16 protein-coding genes are annotated in these 18,497 nt (G+C 43.2%); 9 read left to right on the forward strand and 7 right to left on the reverse strand.

Annotated elements, in window-relative coordinates; all coding sequences use genetic code 11:
- The first annotated feature begins 118 nt into the window (after positions 1–118).
- The 4 genes from FTU58_RS01665 (at position 119) to FTU58_RS01680 (ending at position 4,810) form a co-directional block, all read left to right on the forward strand.
- Positions 119–526, forward strand: a complete 408-nt coding sequence (locus tag FTU58_RS01665; RefSeq protein WP_180061953.1) for a hypothetical protein — start codon at positions 119–121, stop codon at positions 524–526.
- Between the two features lie 305 nt (positions 527–831).
- On the forward strand, positions 832–1,848 hold the full coding sequence (locus FTU58_RS01670; protein ID WP_004971550.1) for an aspartate carbamoyltransferase catalytic subunit: 1,017 nt from the start codon (positions 832–834) through the stop codon (positions 1,846–1,848).
- Between the two features lie 10 nt (positions 1,849–1,858).
- On the forward strand, positions 1,859–3,094 hold the full coding sequence (locus FTU58_RS01675) for a dihydroorotase (protein WP_004971548.1): 1,236 nt from the start codon (positions 1,859–1,861) through the stop codon (positions 3,092–3,094).
- A gap of 231 nt (positions 3,095–3,325) precedes the next feature.
- Entirely contained in the window at positions 3,326–4,810 is a 1,485-nt protein-coding gene (locus tag FTU58_RS01680; RefSeq protein ID WP_180061954.1) for an OmpA family protein, read from the forward strand.
- Between the two features lie 295 nt (positions 4,811–5,105).
- Here FTU58_RS01680 and FTU58_RS01685 read toward each other — a convergent pair whose 3' ends face one another.
- From FTU58_RS01685 to FTU58_RS01715, 7 genes are all read right to left on the reverse strand, one after another.
- Positions 5,106–5,744 (reverse strand): CoA transferase subunit B, encoded by a 639-nt coding sequence (locus FTU58_RS01685; protein ID WP_178318495.1) that lies wholly within the window; start codon positions 5,742–5,744, stop codon positions 5,106–5,108.
- Positions 5,745–5,747: 3 nt separating this feature from the next.
- Positions 5,748–6,452 carry a CoA transferase subunit A gene (locus FTU58_RS01690; protein ID WP_179989329.1) on the reverse strand — a complete coding sequence of 235 codons (705 nt, stop codon included), beginning with the start codon at positions 6,450–6,452 and terminating at the stop codon, positions 5,748–5,750.
- A gap of 101 nt (positions 6,453–6,553) precedes the next feature.
- The gene (locus FTU58_RS01695; RefSeq protein WP_096901054.1) at positions 6,554–7,456 is read right to left on the reverse strand and encodes a hydroxymethylglutaryl-CoA lyase; all 903 of its coding nucleotides are present in this window, start codon (positions 7,454–7,456) and stop codon (positions 6,554–6,556) included.
- On the reverse strand, positions 7,453–9,447 hold the full coding sequence (locus FTU58_RS01700; protein ID WP_167845930.1) for an acetyl/propionyl/methylcrotonyl-CoA carboxylase subunit alpha: 1,995 nt from the start codon (positions 9,445–9,447) through the stop codon (positions 7,453–7,455). The genes FTU58_RS01695 and FTU58_RS01700 overlap by 4 nt, the downstream gene beginning before the upstream one ends.
- 15 nt (positions 9,448–9,462) lie before the next feature.
- On the reverse strand, positions 9,463–10,260 hold the full coding sequence (locus FTU58_RS01705) for an enoyl-CoA hydratase/isomerase family protein (RefSeq protein ID WP_180061955.1): 798 nt from the start codon (positions 10,258–10,260) through the stop codon (positions 9,463–9,465).
- An 11-nt stretch (positions 10,261–10,271) separates the two neighbouring features.
- Positions 10,272–11,873 carry a carboxyl transferase domain-containing protein gene (locus FTU58_RS01710; RefSeq protein WP_131261348.1) on the reverse strand — a complete coding sequence of 534 codons (1,602 nt, stop codon included), beginning with the start codon at positions 11,871–11,873 and terminating at the stop codon, positions 10,272–10,274.
- Between the two features lie 33 nt (positions 11,874–11,906).
- Entirely contained in the window at positions 11,907–13,079 is a 1,173-nt protein-coding gene (locus tag FTU58_RS01715) for an isovaleryl-CoA dehydrogenase (RefSeq protein WP_004971528.1), read from the reverse strand.
- Positions 13,080–13,227: 148 nt separating this feature from the next.
- Between FTU58_RS01715 and FTU58_RS01720 the strand changes: the two genes are divergently transcribed.
- From FTU58_RS01720 to FTU58_RS01740, 5 genes are all read left to right on the forward strand, one after another.
- Positions 13,228–13,854, forward strand: coding sequence for a TetR/AcrR family transcriptional regulator (locus tag FTU58_RS01720; RefSeq protein WP_004971526.1), 627 nt, complete (start codon positions 13,228–13,230; stop codon positions 13,852–13,854).
- Positions 13,855–13,937: 83 nt separating this feature from the next.
- Entirely contained in the window at positions 13,938–15,626 is a 1,689-nt protein-coding gene (locus FTU58_RS01725; protein WP_096901051.1) for an AMP-binding protein, read from the forward strand.
- A gap of 191 nt (positions 15,627–15,817) precedes the next feature.
- Positions 15,818–16,810: a biotin synthase BioB gene (gene bioB, locus FTU58_RS01730; RefSeq protein WP_131261347.1), complete on the forward strand. Its 993-nt coding sequence runs from the start codon at positions 15,818–15,820 to the stop codon at positions 16,808–16,810.
- A gap of 60 nt (positions 16,811–16,870) precedes the next feature.
- Positions 16,871–17,557, forward strand: coding sequence for a class I SAM-dependent methyltransferase (locus tag FTU58_RS01735; RefSeq protein WP_131261346.1), 687 nt, complete (start codon positions 16,871–16,873; stop codon positions 17,555–17,557).
- A gap of 82 nt (positions 17,558–17,639) precedes the next feature.
- On the forward strand, positions 17,640–18,437 hold the full coding sequence (locus FTU58_RS01740; RefSeq protein ID WP_004971519.1) for a thioesterase family protein: 798 nt from the start codon (positions 17,640–17,642) through the stop codon (positions 18,435–18,437).
- Positions 18,438–18,497: the final 60 nt, after the last annotated feature.

Consider the following 18,497-nt stretch of genomic DNA (forward strand, 5'->3'; position numbering starts at 1 on the left):
CCTGAATATTCACATGATTGGTATGTATTTTGCTCATACATTGTTGTGATGGTGAACATTTTGCAGATGAGCATCAAACACTGCAAAACAACAATGAAGCGATAAGGGGAATATTTAAATGACCACGGCTACTTTAAACACGGCACAGGCTTTAACAGCAAATAACGAGATTTTTTCAGTTGCCACTTTAATTTATACGCGATTAAGACGGGTCAGTGGACGTGTGATTGATGTCATGTATCTGGTTGAAAATTCAGACTATGCACGTGCTGTGCTGCAATTGGCGCTCGCTACACACGATGAGGAATTGTGCCGTTATGCGCTGCGCTTAAACAGTATATTGGCTAACTTAATGGATGCTGATGCAGAAATAACGTCGCCACAGACTGAAGCGCAGCAATTAGATGCAGTAGAAAATATAGAAAATATAGAAAATATAGAAAATATAGATGACTTGACTGAACCTACAGCTGAAGAAATTTATCGGGCGCAGGTGTCCCATCATTATATAGGGGCACTGCGTTAAACGGTGAATTGTACAGACTATGCCTACATAGCCTGAAGGTTGCGTAGGCAGTTGTAGGCGAAGATTGACCCACCAGATGTTCATCAAGCTCATATCAAGATGATTGGCTAGCAGAGCAGTTAAATATAAATGCCATCCTTTCACATCGCTTTGTAGAGTATTAAGCATGAAAGAAAGTGTAGATGAGTCTGCATGACTTAATTTTTAAAATCATAAGTTTCTTTTGACTAAATCATGCCAAGTTACACTGCTTTGCCAAATCAATTTCTGTATAATGCGTTAACTTAACGTATAAGGAATCTCTCATGCATTTGGCGGCATTGCATACTCCGAGCCAGATTCAATTGAATAAAGATGGGCATTTAAAACACTTTTTAACCATCGAAGGTCTTTCCAAAGAAACCCTCACCCAAATTCTGGACACAGCACAGTCCTTTTTCAATGAACAAAACCAACTGATCACCAATAATTTGCTCGAAGGGCGCACGGTGATGAATTTGTTCTTCGAAAACTCTACTCGTACCCGCACCACATTTGAAGCCGCAGCCAAGCGTCTTTCTGCCAATGTACTCAATATTGATATTGCCCGTTCAAGTACCTCTAAAGGTGAAACTTTGCGTGACACTTTGTGGAACTTAGAGGCGATGGCTGCTGACATTTTTGTGGTGCGTCATTCATCTTCAGGTGCAGCACATTTTATTGCTAAAACGGTTTGCCCAAAGGTTGCCATTATTAATGCGGGTGATGGCCGTCATGCACATCCAACGCAAGCGATGTTGGATATGCTGACCATTCGCCGTGAAACCCAACGACCTTATGAAGAATTAAGTGTTGCGATTATTGGTGATATCAAACATTCACGCGTGGCGCGTTCCGATGTGGCTGCCTTGCAAACACTGGGCTGTAAAGACATTCGCGTGATTGCACCGAACACCTTGTTGCCCTACGGTTTTGATGAATATGGCGCAGGCGTGCGTTTATTTAACAAAATGGAAGAAGGCATTAAAGATTGCGACGTGATTATCACCCTGCGTATTCAAAATGAACGTATTGATTCGCCAGCACTTGCCTCACAAGCCGAATTCTACAAAATGTACGGTTTAAACAAAGAGCGTTTGGCGCTTGCAAAACCAAACTGTATTGTGATGCATCCTGGTCCAATGAACCGTGGTGTCGAAATTGATTCAAGCATTGCCGATGGGCCTCAATCGGTGATTTTAAATCAAGTAACCAACGGTATTGCGGTACGTATGGCGGTATTGGCCTTGGCGATGCAAGGTCAATTGCAAGAACAAGGTTTGATTGACGCGATTGCGGTATAAGGAAAAAGTCATGGCGATTGTAAAAATTGAAAATGTACGTGTGCTTGACCCAATCCAGCAAATTGACCGCGTACAAACGGTATATCTTGAAAATGGCAAGTTGGTTGCAGAAAGTGCAGATATTAGCGAAAGCATAGATGCCCAAGGTCAATGGCTCATGCCAACTATGGTCGATTTATGCGCACGTTTACGTGAACCTGGTCAGCAACAACATGGCACGCTCAAATCTGAAGGCAAGGCCGCACGTGAAAACGGAATTCTGCACTTATTTACGCCACCCGATTCTAAACCAATCGTGCAAGACAACGGTGCACTCATTCATGGTTTGGTCGAAAAAGCCATGTTGGATGGTGGCATTTATTTAGAAGTGATTGGTGCACAAACTCAAGGTTTAAACGGCAAGCAGCCTGCCAATATGGCGGGACTGAAAAAAGGCGGCTGTAGTGCAGTGTCCAATGCCAATGCACCTTTTGAAGATGATGATGTCGTGATTCGCACACTGGAATATGCTGCAGGTTTGGACATGACCGTGGTGTTCTATGCCGAAGAACCGCAAATTGCTAAAGATGGCTGTGTGCATGAAGGTTTTATTGCATCGCGTCAGGGCTTGCCTATGATTCCAACTTTGGCAGAAACCGTAGCGATTGCCAAATATTTGCTGATGATTGAAGCCACAGGTGTACGTGCGCATTTTGGCTTATTGTCTTGTGGTGCATCAGTTGAATTGATTCAACAAGCTAAAGCCAAAGGTTTACCTGTCACTTGTGATGTTGCGATGCATCAACTGCATTTAACCGATCAAATTATTGATGGTTTTAACTCGTTAGCGCATGTACGTCCGCCACTGCGCTCAGAGCAAGACAAAGCATTACTGCGTCAAGGTGTAAAAGATGGTGTGATTGATGCGATTTGTACTCATCATGAGCCGTTAAATAGCTCTGCAAAAATGGCACCATTTGCAGATACTTTGTCAGGTTTTACTGCATTTGATACTTATATTCCATTTGGGATTCAACTGATTCAGGAAGGTCTGTTCAGTCCATTGGAATGGGTAGAAAAAGTGACACTTGCACCTGCGCGTGTGGCAAAAATGCAAAGTCGTTGGGAACAGGAAGCGGGTTGGGTCTTGGTTGATCCAGAAGTGGAATGGACACTGAACAAAGAAACGATTGTGTCACAAGGCAAAAATACGCCTTTGATTAATCAAGTTGTAAAAGGCAAAGCAGTACGCGTCTTTACTGCTTAATATGCTTTGATTGATATTTGATTTTCAAGTTTAAATAAAAGTCAGCTTCGGCTGGCTTTTTTATTGAATTTTAACAATCCCCAAATAGAAAATCGAAGAAGAGACTCTACATTCCGTTGACTCAAATTTCACAACAAAATCAAAACACCACAATTTATTACATTTGTTTAAATTTTAAGCATATACACTAAAAAACAACTTGAAAACAAAGACAAAAAAGAGGGCATATATATGCAAACAGATTTTATAGACTTGCTCAAACAAAGTGTGTCATCCATTGTATTGGAAGGGGAAACCCAGCATTTGCTTGAAAAAAATCAGGCATTAAATAGTTTTTATCCCATTTTATTGTCTATTTTAAATTCACGACCTGAACTGATTGACAATCTGCTGCGACAACTGAATCCACGTGTGGGCGATGTATTTGGTTCAAATCTATCTTTAAAACAGCAGTTTTTAGATTTGGTCAGCGGCACAGCACCGCAAACCGAAATTGAAAACACCCTGAATCGTTCAATTGCACCAAGTTTAAACTTTTTGGAAAATCAGGCAGGTTCATCTGACCCAGTTGCAATTCAGCATTTACTGCAAAACAATTTAGATTCAATTCAGGCGGCTTTACCGCAGTGGGCAACAGCATTATTGGCTGCTTTGGGGGTAAATAATGCTGCGGGCCAAACCGTACATCAAGCACCTGAAGTCATTGTGACTGAGCCAGTAGAAGAACGCCGTTCGTGGTTATTGCCAATTTTAGCTTTAATTATTTTAATTGGTTTATTGGCATTTTTATTCCGTGCATGTAGTGACCGCAACCAAGCGCCTGCAACCACACAGACCCAAGTGGCAGCAAATCAGGCTGCAATGTTGCAAGTCAGTACAGGCAGTGATGGTAATTTGGTGACCTGTCAAATTTTGCTGAATAATCCAAGCTATATGGAAATTCTGCAGAATGAAGTGAAGCAAATTTTCAATCATCCAACAGGTTGTGGTGCAGAAAATTTTGCCAACTATCATTCGGAATTTATTGATCAGGACGTGATTCCAAGCGTTTTAAAAATGCTGAAAGGTGTACCGAATGTCAATTTAAACTGGGTGGGTAATCAACTGTCTATTCAAGCCGCGAACCCTGCCGATGCAGAGCGTTTAGCCAGTCAAATTCGTCCATTGGCTAAAAACATGACTGTAGTGACTCAGCAACCTGCAGAAACTACAGTAACCGATGTGAATCAGGCTGTAACCAGCAGTATTAGCAATGCCGAGCAGGCTTTGGCTGCAATTAATCCTGACAATATTCAAGCTTTGGATATTGCGACGGCACTCAATATGCAAATCATTAATTTTGATTCTGCATCGACTGAAATTCCAGCAGCCAATAAGTCTATTTTAGATCAGGCTGCGGTATTGATGCAGCGCGCGCCACAAGTGCAATTAACCGTGAAAGGGCATACCGATGCCGTAGGTGATGCCAATGCCAACAAAACTTTGTCACAACAACGTGCGCAAGCAGTGGTCGATTATTTAGTATCACGTGGTGTAAATCCGGGTCAATTGCAAGCCATTGGTTTTGGTTCAGAGCAGCCGATTGCGGCAAATGCAACGCCAGAAGGTCAATTTAAAAACCGCCGTATTGAGTTTGAAGTCTTGAATGTAGATACAGGCACAGTGCGTAGTGTGGAAGATGCAGGCGTGGTAGAGCAAAAGACGCCTCAATCTTAAACAGGTTTATTTTCTTGTAAGATTAAACTTGTATTGAGCCTTCACTTTGCAAAGTGAAGGCTTTTTTTATTGCAGATCAGTGCCGAAGTATCGTGCAAATATCGAAATTGAAAGTAATTTTTGGATGCTCTTTGGTTTGAGGAATAGTTTTATAAATTAGTGATTTGTTGAGTAGATTGAATAAGTTGAGTGGGAAAGTATGAAAGTCAAAACAAACCCTCTCCCTTGTATTAGGTTTTAAAGCAGTGCATCAAAACTTGCAAAGGAGAGGGGGAGTTAACTTGAGATAAATTCATCAAGCTGCGACTTTTTGCAAGGCAACACCTGTGACTTTTTGAATTTCATCAAAACTGACATCGGGTGCAAGTTCAATCAACTTTACGCCTTGTGGAGTAATATCAAGCACGCCTAAGTCGGTAATGATACGATGCACCACTGCTTTACCCGTAAGTGGTAAACTGCACTGCGATACAATTTTAGGTGTACCATCTTTGGCACAATGTTCCATCAACACCACAACTTTTTGTACGCCTGCGACCAAATCCATTGCACCGCCCATGCCTTTAACTTTCTTGCCGGGAATCATCCAATTGGCAAGATCGCCTTGTTCAGAAACTTCCATTGCCCCTAAAATGGCGATATTGACATGCCCGCCACGAATCATGGCAAAGGAATCTGCGCTGGAGAAAAATGCCGCACCTTTACGTGCAGTCACAGTTTGTTTGCCTGCATTGATCAGGTCGGCATCTACAGTGTCGGCAGTCGGAAATTCACCAATGCCAAGTAAGCCATTTTCAGACTGCAACCAAACATTGATATGTTCAGGAATATAATTGGCGACCAGTGTGGGTAAGCCAATGCCTAGATTGACATAAAAACCATCTTCTAATTCTTGTGCAGCGCGCTGCGCCATTTGATTACGCGTCCAAGCCATGTCTTAAGCCTCCGCCTTTAAAGTCATTTGTTCAATCCGTTTTTCTGGGTTTGCATTGAGGACAATGCGGTTCACATAAATACCGGGTAAGTGGATTTCGTCTGGGTCTAAATCGCCAATTTCAACAATCTGTTCAACTTCGGCAATGGTGATTTTGCCTGCCATGGCACAGACAGGATTAAAGTTTTGTGCTGTTTTACGGAAAACAAGATTGCCCGCTTTATCTGCTTTGTAGGCTTTGACCAAAGCGACATCTGCGGTCAAAGATTCTTCTAAAATATAATCTTTGCCATTAAATTCACGGACTTCTTTTCCTTCGGCAATAACAGTGCCTACACCTGTTGGGGTGAAAAATGCAGGAATACCCGCACCGCCTGCGCGTAATTTTTCTGCCAGTGTGCCTTGCGGGGTAAGTTCAACTTCCAGTTCACCGCTTAAAAACTGGCGTTCAAATTCTTTATTTTCGCCGACATAAGATGAAATCATTTTTTTAATTTGTTTGGTTTCAAGCAATAAGCCTAAACCAAAACCATCGACGCCAGCGTTATTAGAAATACAAGTCAGTTGTTTGACGCCTGTATCTTTTAACGCAGCAATCAAGGCTTCAGGAATACCGCATAAACCAAAACCGCCCACCGCCAAGGTATGCCCATCTTGAACCACGCCATTTAATGCAGCTTGTGCGCTGTCATATACTTTATTGGACATTTGTCACCTCTATTTATTCTCTGCACGGCATTCACTTGCCATGTTGTGTTGTTGTCATCCTTATTGCTTATGTTCCAATGCTATTGAGGATGAAATGGGTTTTAAGCACAAACCTTTTGCCAGTAGGCATTGGCATAGTGAGATGGATTATCACGCTGTAAGATATTGCTGATGTTGCGACTGGCTTGCATCAGCGGCTCTAACCGCACACCTGTTTCAAAACCCATCTTGGACAGTAAATAGTACAAGTCTTCGGTAGACACATTGCCCGATGCACCTTTGGCATACGGACAGCCACCCAAACCAGCAATGGATGAATCAAATACACGAATGCCTTGTAAGAGCGATTGATAAATATTGGCAATCGCCATGCCGTAAGTATTGTGAAAATGACCTGCTAAAACTTTGGCATCGACCTCTGCCAAACATGCATCCCAGACTTTTTGCACACGGTCAGGGGTTGCTGTACCAATGGTTTCACCCAAAGACACTTCATAGCAGCCCATGTCCAATAATTGCTGTGTGACTTTTGCGACTTGTTTCGGGTCAATTGCGCCTTCATAAGGACAGTCCACCATACAAGATACATAACCACGCACGCGAATGTTGTGCGCTTTGGCTTGACGCATGACATCGCTAAATTTTTCCAAACTTTCTTCAATTGAACAGTTGATATTTTTTCGGGTAAAGCTTTCAGAAGCGGCGGTAAACACGGCAACTTCTTTGCAACCCACCGCCAAAGCCGACTCAAAACCTTTTGAGTTTGGGGTCAGTAAACTGAATTGAATGTTTGGGTTTTGTGGCAGGCTGGCAAACAGCACATCGCTGTCTGCCATTTGCGGTACCCATTTGGCCGATACGCAAGAACCGACCTCAATGCTGCTTAAACCTGTTTGCATTAAATCCAAAATCAGGTTTTTACGGTCTGCCAAAGTGAGTGGCGTTTTCTCATTTTGCAGACCATCTCGTGGGCCAACCTCTACAATTTTGACAAATTCAGTCATGCAACTTCCTCCGTCAAGGCTTCAAATTCAACCAGTTCATCGCCTGCTTTGACCTGATCGCCCGCTTGGAAGTACGAACTTGCCACAATGCCATCGAAAGGCGCACGAATTGAATATTCAATTTTCATGGCTTCCAGTGTCATCAGTACATCATCTTTTTTCACACGGGCATTGGCTGCCACCAAAACTTGGGTGATTACACCCGGCATTGGTGCAGTCAGATTGTTGGCATTGTCTTGTTGATCATCGCTGTTAAAGTTTGCTTGTACATAGCTAAACACATGACGCTGACCGTTTTGGAACAGGGTGATGCCTTGCGCATGTTGGTTAAATGCTATTTTTTGTTGCTGACCATTGATACAAACCTGTAGACGATGTGCATCCAAAAGCTCGCCTTGAACGCTCAGCGTTTGCCCATTGTAGTGAGCCTCAAAACCAGAAGTGCATGGTTTTAACTGGATTTTGAGTGTTTGGTCATTGCACTGTAATTGCACTGTGTGGGCGCTTTGCTGATTTAAGCGCCAGAAGTGGTCTTTTTGCCAAACCGCGTTGTTTGCCGCTTTGTTGTTTTGAATACGAGAAAGTACATCAATTAACGCAGCTGCAACGACAGTTTCTGTAGCGACTTCAGGTTTTGCGTTAAGTAAAAATGCTTCCTCACGTTGAATAAGCCCTGTATCCAAATTGGCATGTTTAAAGGAATCACACAGCACCAAACGATCCAAGAATGCAATGTTGTTGCCTAAACCATCGACGTGGAACTGACCTAAAGCATGGTGCATTTGCGTTAATGCTGCTTCACGGTTTTTACCCCAAACAATCAGTTTGGCAATCATTGGGTCGTAGTAGGTGCTGATTTCATCACCTTCGACAATCCCGCTATCGACACGTACGGCATCATTTTGCTCTGGATAATGCAGATAGCTGATTTGACCAATGGCAGGAATAAAGCCTTTTTCTGGTTCTTCGGCATACACACGCGCTTCAAGGGCATGACCATGAATTTGCAATTCATGTTGCTGTTTTGGCAATGGCTCACCAAAAGCAACTCGCAATTGCCACTCAACCAAGTCTTGCCCTGTAATCATTTCTGTGACGGGGTGTTCGACCTGCAAGCGGGTATTCATTTCCATGAAATAAGCAGTACCGTCTTGCTCGACAATAAACTCTACCGTACCTGCGCCCACGTAATTTACAGCACGTGCGGCATCAATTGCGGCTTGGCGCATAGTTTCGAGTTTATCTTCTGGCATTTTTGGTGCAGGTGCTTCTTCAAGCACTTTTTGGTGGCGACGTTGTACCGAGCAATCACGTTCAAACAAATGCACGTAGTTGCCGTGAGTATCGCCAAAAACCTGTACTTCAATATGACGTGGTTGAATCACATAGCGTTCAATCAGCACATCTTCATTACCAAAGCTAGAACGTGCTTCACTTTTACATGAAGCGAGTGAGCTGAGAAAGTCTTCACTGCGTTCTACTAAACGCATGCCTTTACCGCCACCGCCTGCACTGGCTTTAATGAGCACAGGATAACCAATGCTGTCGGCTTGTTGCTTTAAAAATGCCGCATCTTGATTGCTGCCGTGGTAGCCCGGAGTTAGTGGCACACCTGCTTTTTCCATCAAGGCTTTAGAGGTTGCTTTTAGACCCATCGCCAAAATGGCTTCAACTGGCGGGCCAATAAAAACAATATTGTTGTCTTTACAGGCAAGTGCGAATTGGTCATTTTCAGATAAGAAACCATAACCCGGGTGAATCGCTTGTGCACCTGTGCTTTTGGCTGCCTGAATAATACGTTCAACTTGCAAATAACTTTGTGCCGCAGGTGATTCACCAATATAAATGGCTTCGTCTGCCAGTTTAACGTGTTGCGATTGCGCATCGGCATCTGAATACACCGCGACAGTCGCAATCCCAAGTTTTTTTGCGGTACGAATTACACGGCAGGCAATTTCACCACGGTTAGCAATTAAAATCTTTTCAAACATCGTGCGATCCTTCTTTTATTCTGCTGTGGTCTTGATCCAAGCCGGGCTTTGTTTATTTAAAAAAGCATTTAAGCCATTTTTCGCCTCAGTTCCTTGGCGAACATGCGCAATATGCTGTGCAGTTTGTTGGAGTAAATCTTCGGTCAAAACTTGATGATTGACCATCTGAATCAGTTGTTTAGAAGCATGTTGTGCTTCTGGGCCACCAAGCAATAAGGCTTGCACAATTTCATCAATTTTGTTGTCTAAGTCTTCGGCTGAAGTGACTTCATGTGCCAAACCAATCTGCTGTGCTTGTTCTGCAGAAATACGTTCTGCGGTTAAAAAGTAACGAGATGCCTGACGTGCGCCAATTGCACGAATGACATAAGGGCTAATGGTAGATGGTGCTAAACCTAAACGTACTTCAGAGGTCGCAAACTTGGCATCGGTGCTGGCAACGCAAATATCACAGGCAGCTGCCAAACCCATACCACCACCAAAGGCAATACCATGCACACGGGCAATAGTCGGTTGTTTTAACGTCGCTAAACTTTGCAGCATTTTTGCCAGTTTTAGGGCATCGGCTTGATTTTCTGCTGTAGAAGCTTGACCTGCCTGTTTCATCCAGTTCAAATCTGCACCTGCAGAAAAGCTTTTGCCGCGTCCTGCCAAAATCACCACTCGAATATCATCACGGCTATTCAGTGCCTGAAAGCAGGCGTGTAATTCTTCAATTACCTCTGTATTGAAAGCGTTATGCAATTCCGCACGATTAATCCAAACCGTAGCCACTTGGTTGTTCTGTTCGAGCTGTAAAAACTGATAATCCATTTTGTCACCTCTTACATGCGGAACACGCCAAATTTGGTCGGTTGGATGGGTGCATTGAGGGCAGCGGCTAAACTTAATGCCAAAACTTCACGCGACTGTGCTGGATCAATCACACCATCATCCCATAAGCGTGCAGACGCATAATATGGATGACCCTGACGTTCGTATTGTTCACGAATTGGCTGTTTGAACTGATCTTCTTCTTCTGCAGACCAGCTACCACCTTTGGCTTCAATCTGATCACGCTTTAAGGTAGACAATACGCTCGATGCTTGTTCGCCACCCATCACTGAAATACGTGAGTTTGGCCATGTCCACATAAAACGTGGTGAATAAGCACGACCACACATCCCGTAGTTACCTGCACCAAAAGAACCGCCAATCACCAAAGTCAGTTTAGGCACATTGGCTGTGGCAACCGCCATCACCAGTTTGGCACCATTTTTGGCAATGCCTTCATTTTCATATTGGCGTCCAACCATGAAGCCTGTGATATTTTGAATAAATAACAGGGGAATGTTGCGTTGGGTGCATAGTTCAATAAAGTGTGCGCCTTTTTGTGCCGACTCGGAAAATAAAATACCGTTGTTGGCAATAATCCCGACAGGCATACCATATAGTTTGGCAAAACCTGTAATTAATGTGGTGCCAAAGCGCGCTTTAAATTCATCAAAACGTGAACCATCGACAATACGGGCAATCACTTCACGTACATCAAACGGTTTACGCGCGTCAGTCGGAACAATGCCATACAGTTCAGAGGCATCGAATAATGGTGCTTCTATATGCTCAGGCTGCGGGTTTGGCTTTTTATTTAAATTGGCAACGATGTTGCGGGCAATTGCCAAGGCATGTTCATCATTTTCTGCCAAATGATCGGCTACACCTGAAAGGCGAGTGTGTACATCGCCACCACCCAAGTCTTCGCTGCTAACCACTTCACCTGTTGCGGCTTTAACCAGCGGTGGGCCGCCCAAGAAAATTGTCCCCTGATTACGCACAATGATGGTTTCATCTGACATGGCAGGGACATACGCACCGCCTGCGGTACAACTTCCCATCACAACGGCAATTTGGGCAATGCCCATGCTCGACATACGCGCTTGGTTATAGAAAATGCGTCCGAAATGATCACGGTCTGGAAAGACTTCATCTTGTAGCGGCAAATATGCACCGCCAGAATCGACCAAATAAATACAAGTCAGGTGATTCTGTTCGGCAATTTCCTGTGCGCGTAAATGCTTTTTCACAGTCAGTGGATAGTACGTTCCACCTTTTACTGTGGCATCGTTGGCAATGATCATGCAGGTCACGCCATTCACTTGACCGACACCCGCCACTACACCCGCAGCAGGGACATCATCCTGATAGACCTGATAAGCGGCCAACTGACCAATTTCAATAAATGCAGTACCCGGATCGATCAGGTGGTCAATCCGTTCACGTGGCAGTAATTTGCCACGGTCTAAATGTTTTTGGCGTGCAGTTTCGCCACCACCCAAAGCAATTTTTTGGACTTTTTCTCTGAGGTCATCGACTAGGCTTTGCATCGCAGCTTGGTTGTTTTTAAACTCGTCGCTGCGAATATTAATTTTGCTCTGTAATTGATTCATGCCAACATCCTTGTCTATTCTTGTGATTTATTTTTAGGCAGTTTCGTTAAACAATTCACGGCCAATCAACATACGGCGAATTTCTGAAGTACCCGCACCAATTTCATAGAGTTTGGCATCACGCCATAAACGTCCTGCAGAGAACTCATTGATATAGCCATTACCGCCCAAGGTTTGAATGGTTTCACCTGCCATCCATGTGGCTTTTTCGGCAGCGTATAAAATGGCACTGGCTGCATCTTTACGTAAACTACGGCTGTGTTCAGCTTTGTCACATTCTGCGCCAACGGCATAGACCAGTGCTTTACATGCCAACCAAGTCGAATACATATCGGCAATTTTGCCTTGCATAAGCTGGAATTCACCCAATGCCTGACCAAACTGTTTACGCTCATGAATATAAGGAATCACGGTATCCATGCAGGCATCCATAATGCCTAGCGGCCCTGCACTTAAAACTGCACGTTCATAGTCCAGTCCACTCATTAGTACTTTTGTACCATTGCCCACACCGCCCAAGACGTTTTCTTTTGGTACTTCAACATTGTCAAAGAACAATGGATAGGTATTTGAGCCGCGCATCCCGAGTTTGTCTAAATGGCTGCCGTGGCTAAAACCTGACATGGTTTTTTCAATTAAGAAAGCAGTCATACCTTTGGCGCCTGCCTGTAAGTCAGTTTTGGCATACACCACCAAAACATCGGCATCACCGCCATTGGTAATCCACATTTTTGAGCCGTTGAGCAAGTAATGATCGCCTTTATCTTCAGCTTTCAGTTTCATGCTAACCACGTCTGAGCCTGCATTTGGTTCAGACATTGCCAAAGCGCCGACGTAATCGCCTGAAATCAGTTTTGGTAAATAGCGTTGCTTCTGTTCTTCTGTCCCATTTCGCTTAATTTGGTTCACACATAGGTTAGAATGAGCACCGTAAGACAAACCAATGGATGCTGATGCACGAGAAATTTCTTGCATGGCAATGATGTGAGCTAAATAGCCTAAGTTAGTGCCGCCGTATTCTTCACTCACGGTTAAGCCAAGTAAGCCCATATCGCCAAATTTTTTCCAAAGCTGGGCAGGGAATTCGTTATCACGATCAACCTGTTGAGCAATGGGTGCAATTTCCTTTGCACAAAAAGCAGCGATTGAATCGCGCAGGGCGATTAAGGTTTCATCTAAGCCGAAGTCTAAGCTTTGTAAAATCATGTGTTCATCCATCCTGTGGTTATATTTGTTGTTCCTAAAACAAGCATTGTTGTTGTGCTTAGGTTCTAACATACATCGAAAATTTAAAAAAGTGAACTAAAATTCACAAAATGATTTACAATTCATTTTATCTGGTTGAGAATAAGATATGAGTTATAAAAGATCATCATTGATGCAGGAACGTATGGAACAAAATCGCATGGCGATTTTAGATTCTGCTCGTGAACTTATTGCTCATGGGGGCTTTAAAGAAGCGTCTATCCAAGCCATTGCAGAACGCGCAGGCGTATCTACAGGTTTGGTGTATCGCTACTTTGAAAATAAAAGTCAGATTTTGATTGAAGTTTTATCGGATGCGATTCGTCGTGAGGTCGAAATTTTGGACCACATTGCGAAGTCAGATTTAAGTGCAAAACAAAAATTGCAAAAATCTGTCACCACTTTTGTGAAGCGTGCGATGAACAGCCCTCAATTGGCGTATTCGTTAATGTTCGAGCCTGTAGACCCAGAAATGGAACATGAGCGTTTTCGCAGTAAACAACTGATCAAACAGAGCATCAAGGAAATTTTGGCTGAAGGAAAAGTCAATGGTGAGTTTGATTTTGAAGATTTGAACACTGCTGCTTTAGGTGTGGTTGGCTCCATGACCTTTGTAGTGATTGAACCTTTAAACCCGTCTCGCAATGTGATGTTTGATCAAAATTATAAAGATTACTTTGTCAAACAAATTGCCGACTTTTGTGTAAATGCAGTGCGAAAACAGCAGGGAGGGTAGTAAAAACAACGCACAAAACAGGCAAAAAGTAATCGTCGTCATAATGGAAAACAGAATTACAAAGAATCAAGGAGATCGATTCAATGACACAAGTACGGTTAAGTTATGCCTATGGCACCAGTAATCAGCCTTTGTTAGGCATGACCATTGGTGAAAAGTTTGATCAGGCTTGCCAGCAATATGCAGATCAGGATGCTTTGGTAAGCGTGCATCAAAATGTGCGTCTGACCTATAAGCAACTACAGCAACAGGTCAATGCCTTTGCCTGTAGTTTGTTAAAACTCGGTTTTAAAAAAGGTGACCGCCTTGCCATTTGGTCTCCGAATTGTGTGGAATGGACGATCACTCAATTCGCAGCCTTTAAGGCAGGGGTGATTTTGGTGAATTTAAACCCAGCCTATAAAAGCAATGAACTGGAATTTGTGCTCAACAAAGTTTCCTGTAAAGGTTTGGTAATTGCATCGCAGTTTAAAAGTACCAACTATCAGGACATCTTAACGAAAATTGCCCCAGAGCTGTGTCAGGCAGACAATAAAGTCCTCAACGCCAAGCGTTTACCGCATTTAAAGCATGTGATTAAAATTGATGATCAAGCACATACAGGAATGCATCGTTTTCAGGATTTATTGACAGCTCCAACCACACACATGCTGAAAAAACTGCAACACATTGCTAGTGAGTTGCAGTTCGATGAAACCATTAATATTCAATTTACCTCAGGCACGACGGGCAATCCGAAAGGCACTATGCTGACCCACAACAACATTTTAAATAATGGTTACTTTGTAGGAGAAGCAATTCATTTAAGTCCACAAGACCGTGTTTGTATTTCCGTGCCGCTGTTTCACTGCTTTGGTATGGTGATGGGCAATTTAGCTTGTATCACACATGGTTCAACCATGGTCTATCCATCGGCAGTGTTTAACCCGCTCGATACCTTAAAAGCCATTCAGCAAGAAAAATGTACAGCTGCTTACGGCGTACCGACCATGTTTATTGCCATTTTAGAGCATGAACAGTTTGATGAATTTGATTTATCTAGCTTGCGTACAGGCATTATGGCAGGCAGTCCGTGTCCGCAAGAAATTATGCAACGCGTCATCGACCGTATGCACATGGCGCAAATCACCATTTGTTATGGCATGACCGAAACAGCGCCTGTGAGCGCACAAAGTTCGACTGAAGATTCGGTGGAACGTCGAGTCAGTACGGTGGGGCGTGTACATCCACATCTGGAAGTAAAAATTGTCGATGAAGAAGGCAAAGTCGTGCCGCGCGGACAGTTAGGAGAATTGTGTGTGCGTGGTTATTCAGTCATGCTGGGTTACTGGGATGAACATGACAAAACCCAAGAAGTCATTGATGTTGCACGTTGGATGCACACAGGCGACATTGCAGAAATGGATGATGAAGGCTTTGTAAAAATCAAAGGTCGCATTAAAGATGTGGTGATTCGTGGCGGTGAAAACCTGTTCCCGAAAGAAATTGAAGATTTCTTATATACTCACGATGCGGTCTGCGATGTGCAAGTAATTGGCGTGCCAGATCATCGTTATGGTGAAGAACTATGTGCCTGTATTATTTTGCATGAACACCATGAATGTACCGAAGAGGCAATTCGCCAATACTGTGCAGAACACATTTCACACAATAAAGTCCCACGTTATGTGCGCTTCTTTAGTGAATTTCCAATGACCGCTTCAGGCAAGGCACAGAAATTTAAATTACGTGAATTTATGCGTGAAGAATTAAATTTAAAGGAAATTGCTTAAGGCATTATTTCAGCTATTTACTGCCGCAAGATCGACCTTTTAATTTTGTCAGCACACACCCTTTATTTCTCACGCAGAGATAAAGGGATACTCTATACAGGAATAATCACACTAAAAATATATCGCATGCTCGGCTTAATAAAAGATGGCACAAGTTTAAGCATGATGCGTGATAATCAAGGATGAAAATAATGACCGTACGCAATGATTGGACTCGAGAAGAAATTCAGCAGTTATATGAACAACCTTTTCTGGATTTAGTCTTTGAAGCACAGCGTGTGCATCGCCAACATTTTGCTGCCAATACCGTACAAGTCAGTACCTTATTGTCTATTAAAACAGGCAAATGCCCTGAGGACTGCAAATATTGCTCGCAATCTGCGCATTATGATTCACAGCTTGAAGCTGAAAAACGTATTGCAGTTGATAAAGTCATTCAGGAAGCCAAAGAAGCTTTAGCATCAGGTTCTTCACGTTTTTGTATGGGCGCTGCTTGGCGTAATCCGCATGAACGCGATATGCCCTATGTTCTGGAAATGGTGCGTGAAGTCAAAGCTCTGGGCTTAGAAACTTGCATGACTTTAGGGATGTTAAACCAATCGCAGGCAGAACGCTTAAAAGATGCAGGCTTAGATTATTACAACCATAACCTAGACACATCGCGTGAGTATTATCCTAATGTGATTAGTACCCGCTGTTTTGATGATCGCTTAAACACTTTGGATATTGTGCGTCAAACAGGTATGAAAGTATGTAGTGGCGGTATTGTCGGTTTAGGTGAAGATACCCAAGACCGTATTGGTTTATTACATGAATTAGCGACTTTACCGTTACATCCTGAATCTGTGCCGATCAATATGTTAGTACCGATTAAAGGCACACCACTGGCTGAAGTAGAAAAACTGGATGTGATTGAGTGGATTCGTACCATTGCAGTTGCACGTATTATCATGCCAAACAGCTATATTCGTTTATCTGCAGGGCGTGAATCGTTATCCGATTCAGATCAGGCGTTGGCATTTATGGCAGGTGCGAACTCGTTATTCTCAGGTGAAAAGCTTTTGACCACACCAAACGCAGGCGAAGGCAAAGACAAACAATTGTTCCAAAAATTAGGCTTAGTGCCTGAACGTGCCAAGCCAACCGTTTCGGAATTGTCGGTAGATGCAATGGCTGTGGCTTAAGCAGATCTTGAAAAAGACTCAGATATTTAATGTCAGTAAATTAAAGAAGAATCATGTGATATGGCAAAAGATTTTCACAGTGCAACTGTGGTTGCAGGCTATGACAGTCATATTCGGAAACTCATTCCCGGATATGAATTGGTACATCAACACATCAATGCAATTTTAAGTAGTCATTTGCCCGAAACAGCACAAGTTTTAGTGGTGGGGTGTGGCACAGGCTATGAGTTGCAGTATTTACTGCAGCAACATCCACAGTGGCAATTTACGGCCATCGACCCATCTTTAAGCATGTTACAGCAGGCAGAAAAAAACATTCAGTCTGTGGCAGGGCATGAGCGAGTACGTTTTATACAGGCAGATACCCACCAATTTGCCCAACAAGCGCAGGTTGAAAATTTGCAGTTTGATGCGGCATTGGCGATTTTGGTGGCGCATTTTGTGCCAGTCGCAGAAAAAACATTATTTTTTCAAGATATTTACCAAACATTAAAACCTACAGCGATTTTATTAAGCTATGATCTGATGCAGCAGACTGAAAATATAGAACTGCGCTGGATGCAGAATTTGGCTTTGGATTGTGGTTTAACTACGACTCAAGCGGAAAAAATGCTTGCACGACTGGCCGATGATTTTCATTTAATTACGGCAGATGCGCAGGCAGCATTGCTTACTCAAGTGGGTTTTCGTCAGTGTAAAACATATTGTCAACTTATGAATTATTATGGTTTTTTTGCAGAGAAATAGTTGATCAATAACATTATTTAGTCAGTAATCTTTGTAGTAAAAGTATCCGCACAAGAAAAGTTAGATCAGGGAAAGAGACAAAATGTCAGCATATTACACTTTACTCAAACGTGAACAACATGCCGATGGTGGCTGTACTGCGCACTATCGTTGCAACATTCATGCACAAGGCGCGTGGAATCCGCATGAACAACACATGGCACCTGCAACGGGTATTTTGTGTGCAGAACTTGAGCAATTTATGCCGCGTGATGATATGCGAATTGGTCGGGTCGGTTTAGATATTTTTGGCTTAATTGCCTTTGGTGAATTTAGTATCACCACCCGTATGATTCGACCGGGTAAAACCATTGAGCTGATTGAAGCGGAAATGTGTGCTGAAGGAAAAACCTGTATTGTGGCGCGTGCATGGAAAATGAAAACCTCAGATACACGCGCAATTGCAGGATTGGAAGATTTACCGATAGAAAACCCTGAATATTTGCCCGATTGGGATGGCATGCGTTGTTGGCCGGGCGGCTATATTCAAAGCATTGAAACCCGTGCGCATTTAGATCGTCGTGCAGGTAAGGGCATCGTTTGGTTAAGAAACCAATTGGATATGGTTGAAAATCAAAACACATCCAGTTTTGTGCGTTTATTGGGGATGGTGGATACCGCCAATGGCGTAGTGCCACGCTTAGACCCGAATGCGGGCTGGGGTTTTCCAAATTTAGATTTGCAAATGCATTTACACCGTTTACCGCAAGGCGAATGGCTAGGCTTGGAAGTAACACAACAATATGGTGAAGATGGAATTGGCTTAACGAGTGCAGTTTTGCATGATACTCAAGGGCCATTTGGACGTAGTGAGCAGATTTTAACTTTGCGTCAATTCTAAATCTATTCGATATCAAACAAAAAACATCAGGACGAATTGCTTCGTCCTTTTTTTATTGGC

The organism is Acinetobacter sp. YH12120 (assembly GCF_013418795.1).
In the GTDB taxonomy this organism is placed as follows: Bacteria; Pseudomonadota; Gammaproteobacteria; order Pseudomonadales; family Moraxellaceae; genus Acinetobacter; species Acinetobacter towneri.

Coding starts and splice junctions, on each gene's coding strand:
- FTU58_RS01735 (WP_131261346.1), top strand. CDS start 16,871: ATGGCAAAAGATTTTCACAGTGCAACTGTGGTTGCAGGCTATGACAGT.
- FTU58_RS01700 (WP_167845930.1), bottom strand. CDS start 9,447: ATGTTTGAAAAGATTTTAATTGCTAACCGTGGTGAAATTGCCTGCCGT.
- bioB (WP_131261347.1), top strand. CDS start 15,818: ATGACCGTACGCAATGATTGGACTCGAGAAGAAATTCAGCAGTTATAT.
- FTU58_RS01720 (WP_004971526.1), top strand. CDS start 13,228: ATGAGTTATAAAAGATCATCATTGATGCAGGAACGTATGGAACAAAAT.
- FTU58_RS01725 (WP_096901051.1), top strand. CDS start 13,938: ATGACACAAGTACGGTTAAGTTATGCCTATGGCACCAGTAATCAGCCT.
- FTU58_RS01710 (WP_131261348.1), bottom strand. CDS start 11,873: ATGAATCAATTACAGAGCAAAATTAATATTCGCAGCGACGAGTTTAAA.
- FTU58_RS01705 (WP_180061955.1), bottom strand. CDS start 10,260: ATGGATTATCAGTTTTTACAGCTCGAACAGAACAACCAAGTGGCTACG.
- FTU58_RS01685 (WP_178318495.1), bottom strand. CDS start 5,744: ATGGCTTGGACGCGTAATCAAATGGCGCAGCGCGCTGCACAAGAATTA.
- FTU58_RS01740 (WP_004971519.1), top strand. CDS start 17,640: ATGTCAGCATATTACACTTTACTCAAACGTGAACAACATGCCGATGGT.
- FTU58_RS01670 (WP_004971550.1), top strand. CDS start 832: ATGCATTTGGCGGCATTGCATACTCCGAGCCAGATTCAATTGAATAAA.
- FTU58_RS01715 (WP_004971528.1), bottom strand. CDS start 13,079: ATGATTTTACAAAGCTTAGACTTCGGCTTAGATGAAACCTTAATCGCC.
- FTU58_RS01680 (WP_180061954.1), top strand. CDS start 3,326: ATGCAAACAGATTTTATAGACTTGCTCAAACAAAGTGTGTCATCCATT.
- FTU58_RS01675 (WP_004971548.1), top strand. CDS start 1,859: ATGGCGATTGTAAAAATTGAAAATGTACGTGTGCTTGACCCAATCCAG.
- FTU58_RS01665 (WP_180061953.1), top strand. CDS start 119: ATGACCACGGCTACTTTAAACACGGCACAGGCTTTAACAGCAAATAAC.
- FTU58_RS01690 (WP_179989329.1), bottom strand. CDS start 6,452: ATGTCCAATAAAGTATATGACAGCGCACAAGCTGCATTAAATGGCGTG.
- FTU58_RS01695 (WP_096901054.1), bottom strand. CDS start 7,456: ATGACTGAATTTGTCAAAATTGTAGAGGTTGGCCCACGAGATGGTCTG.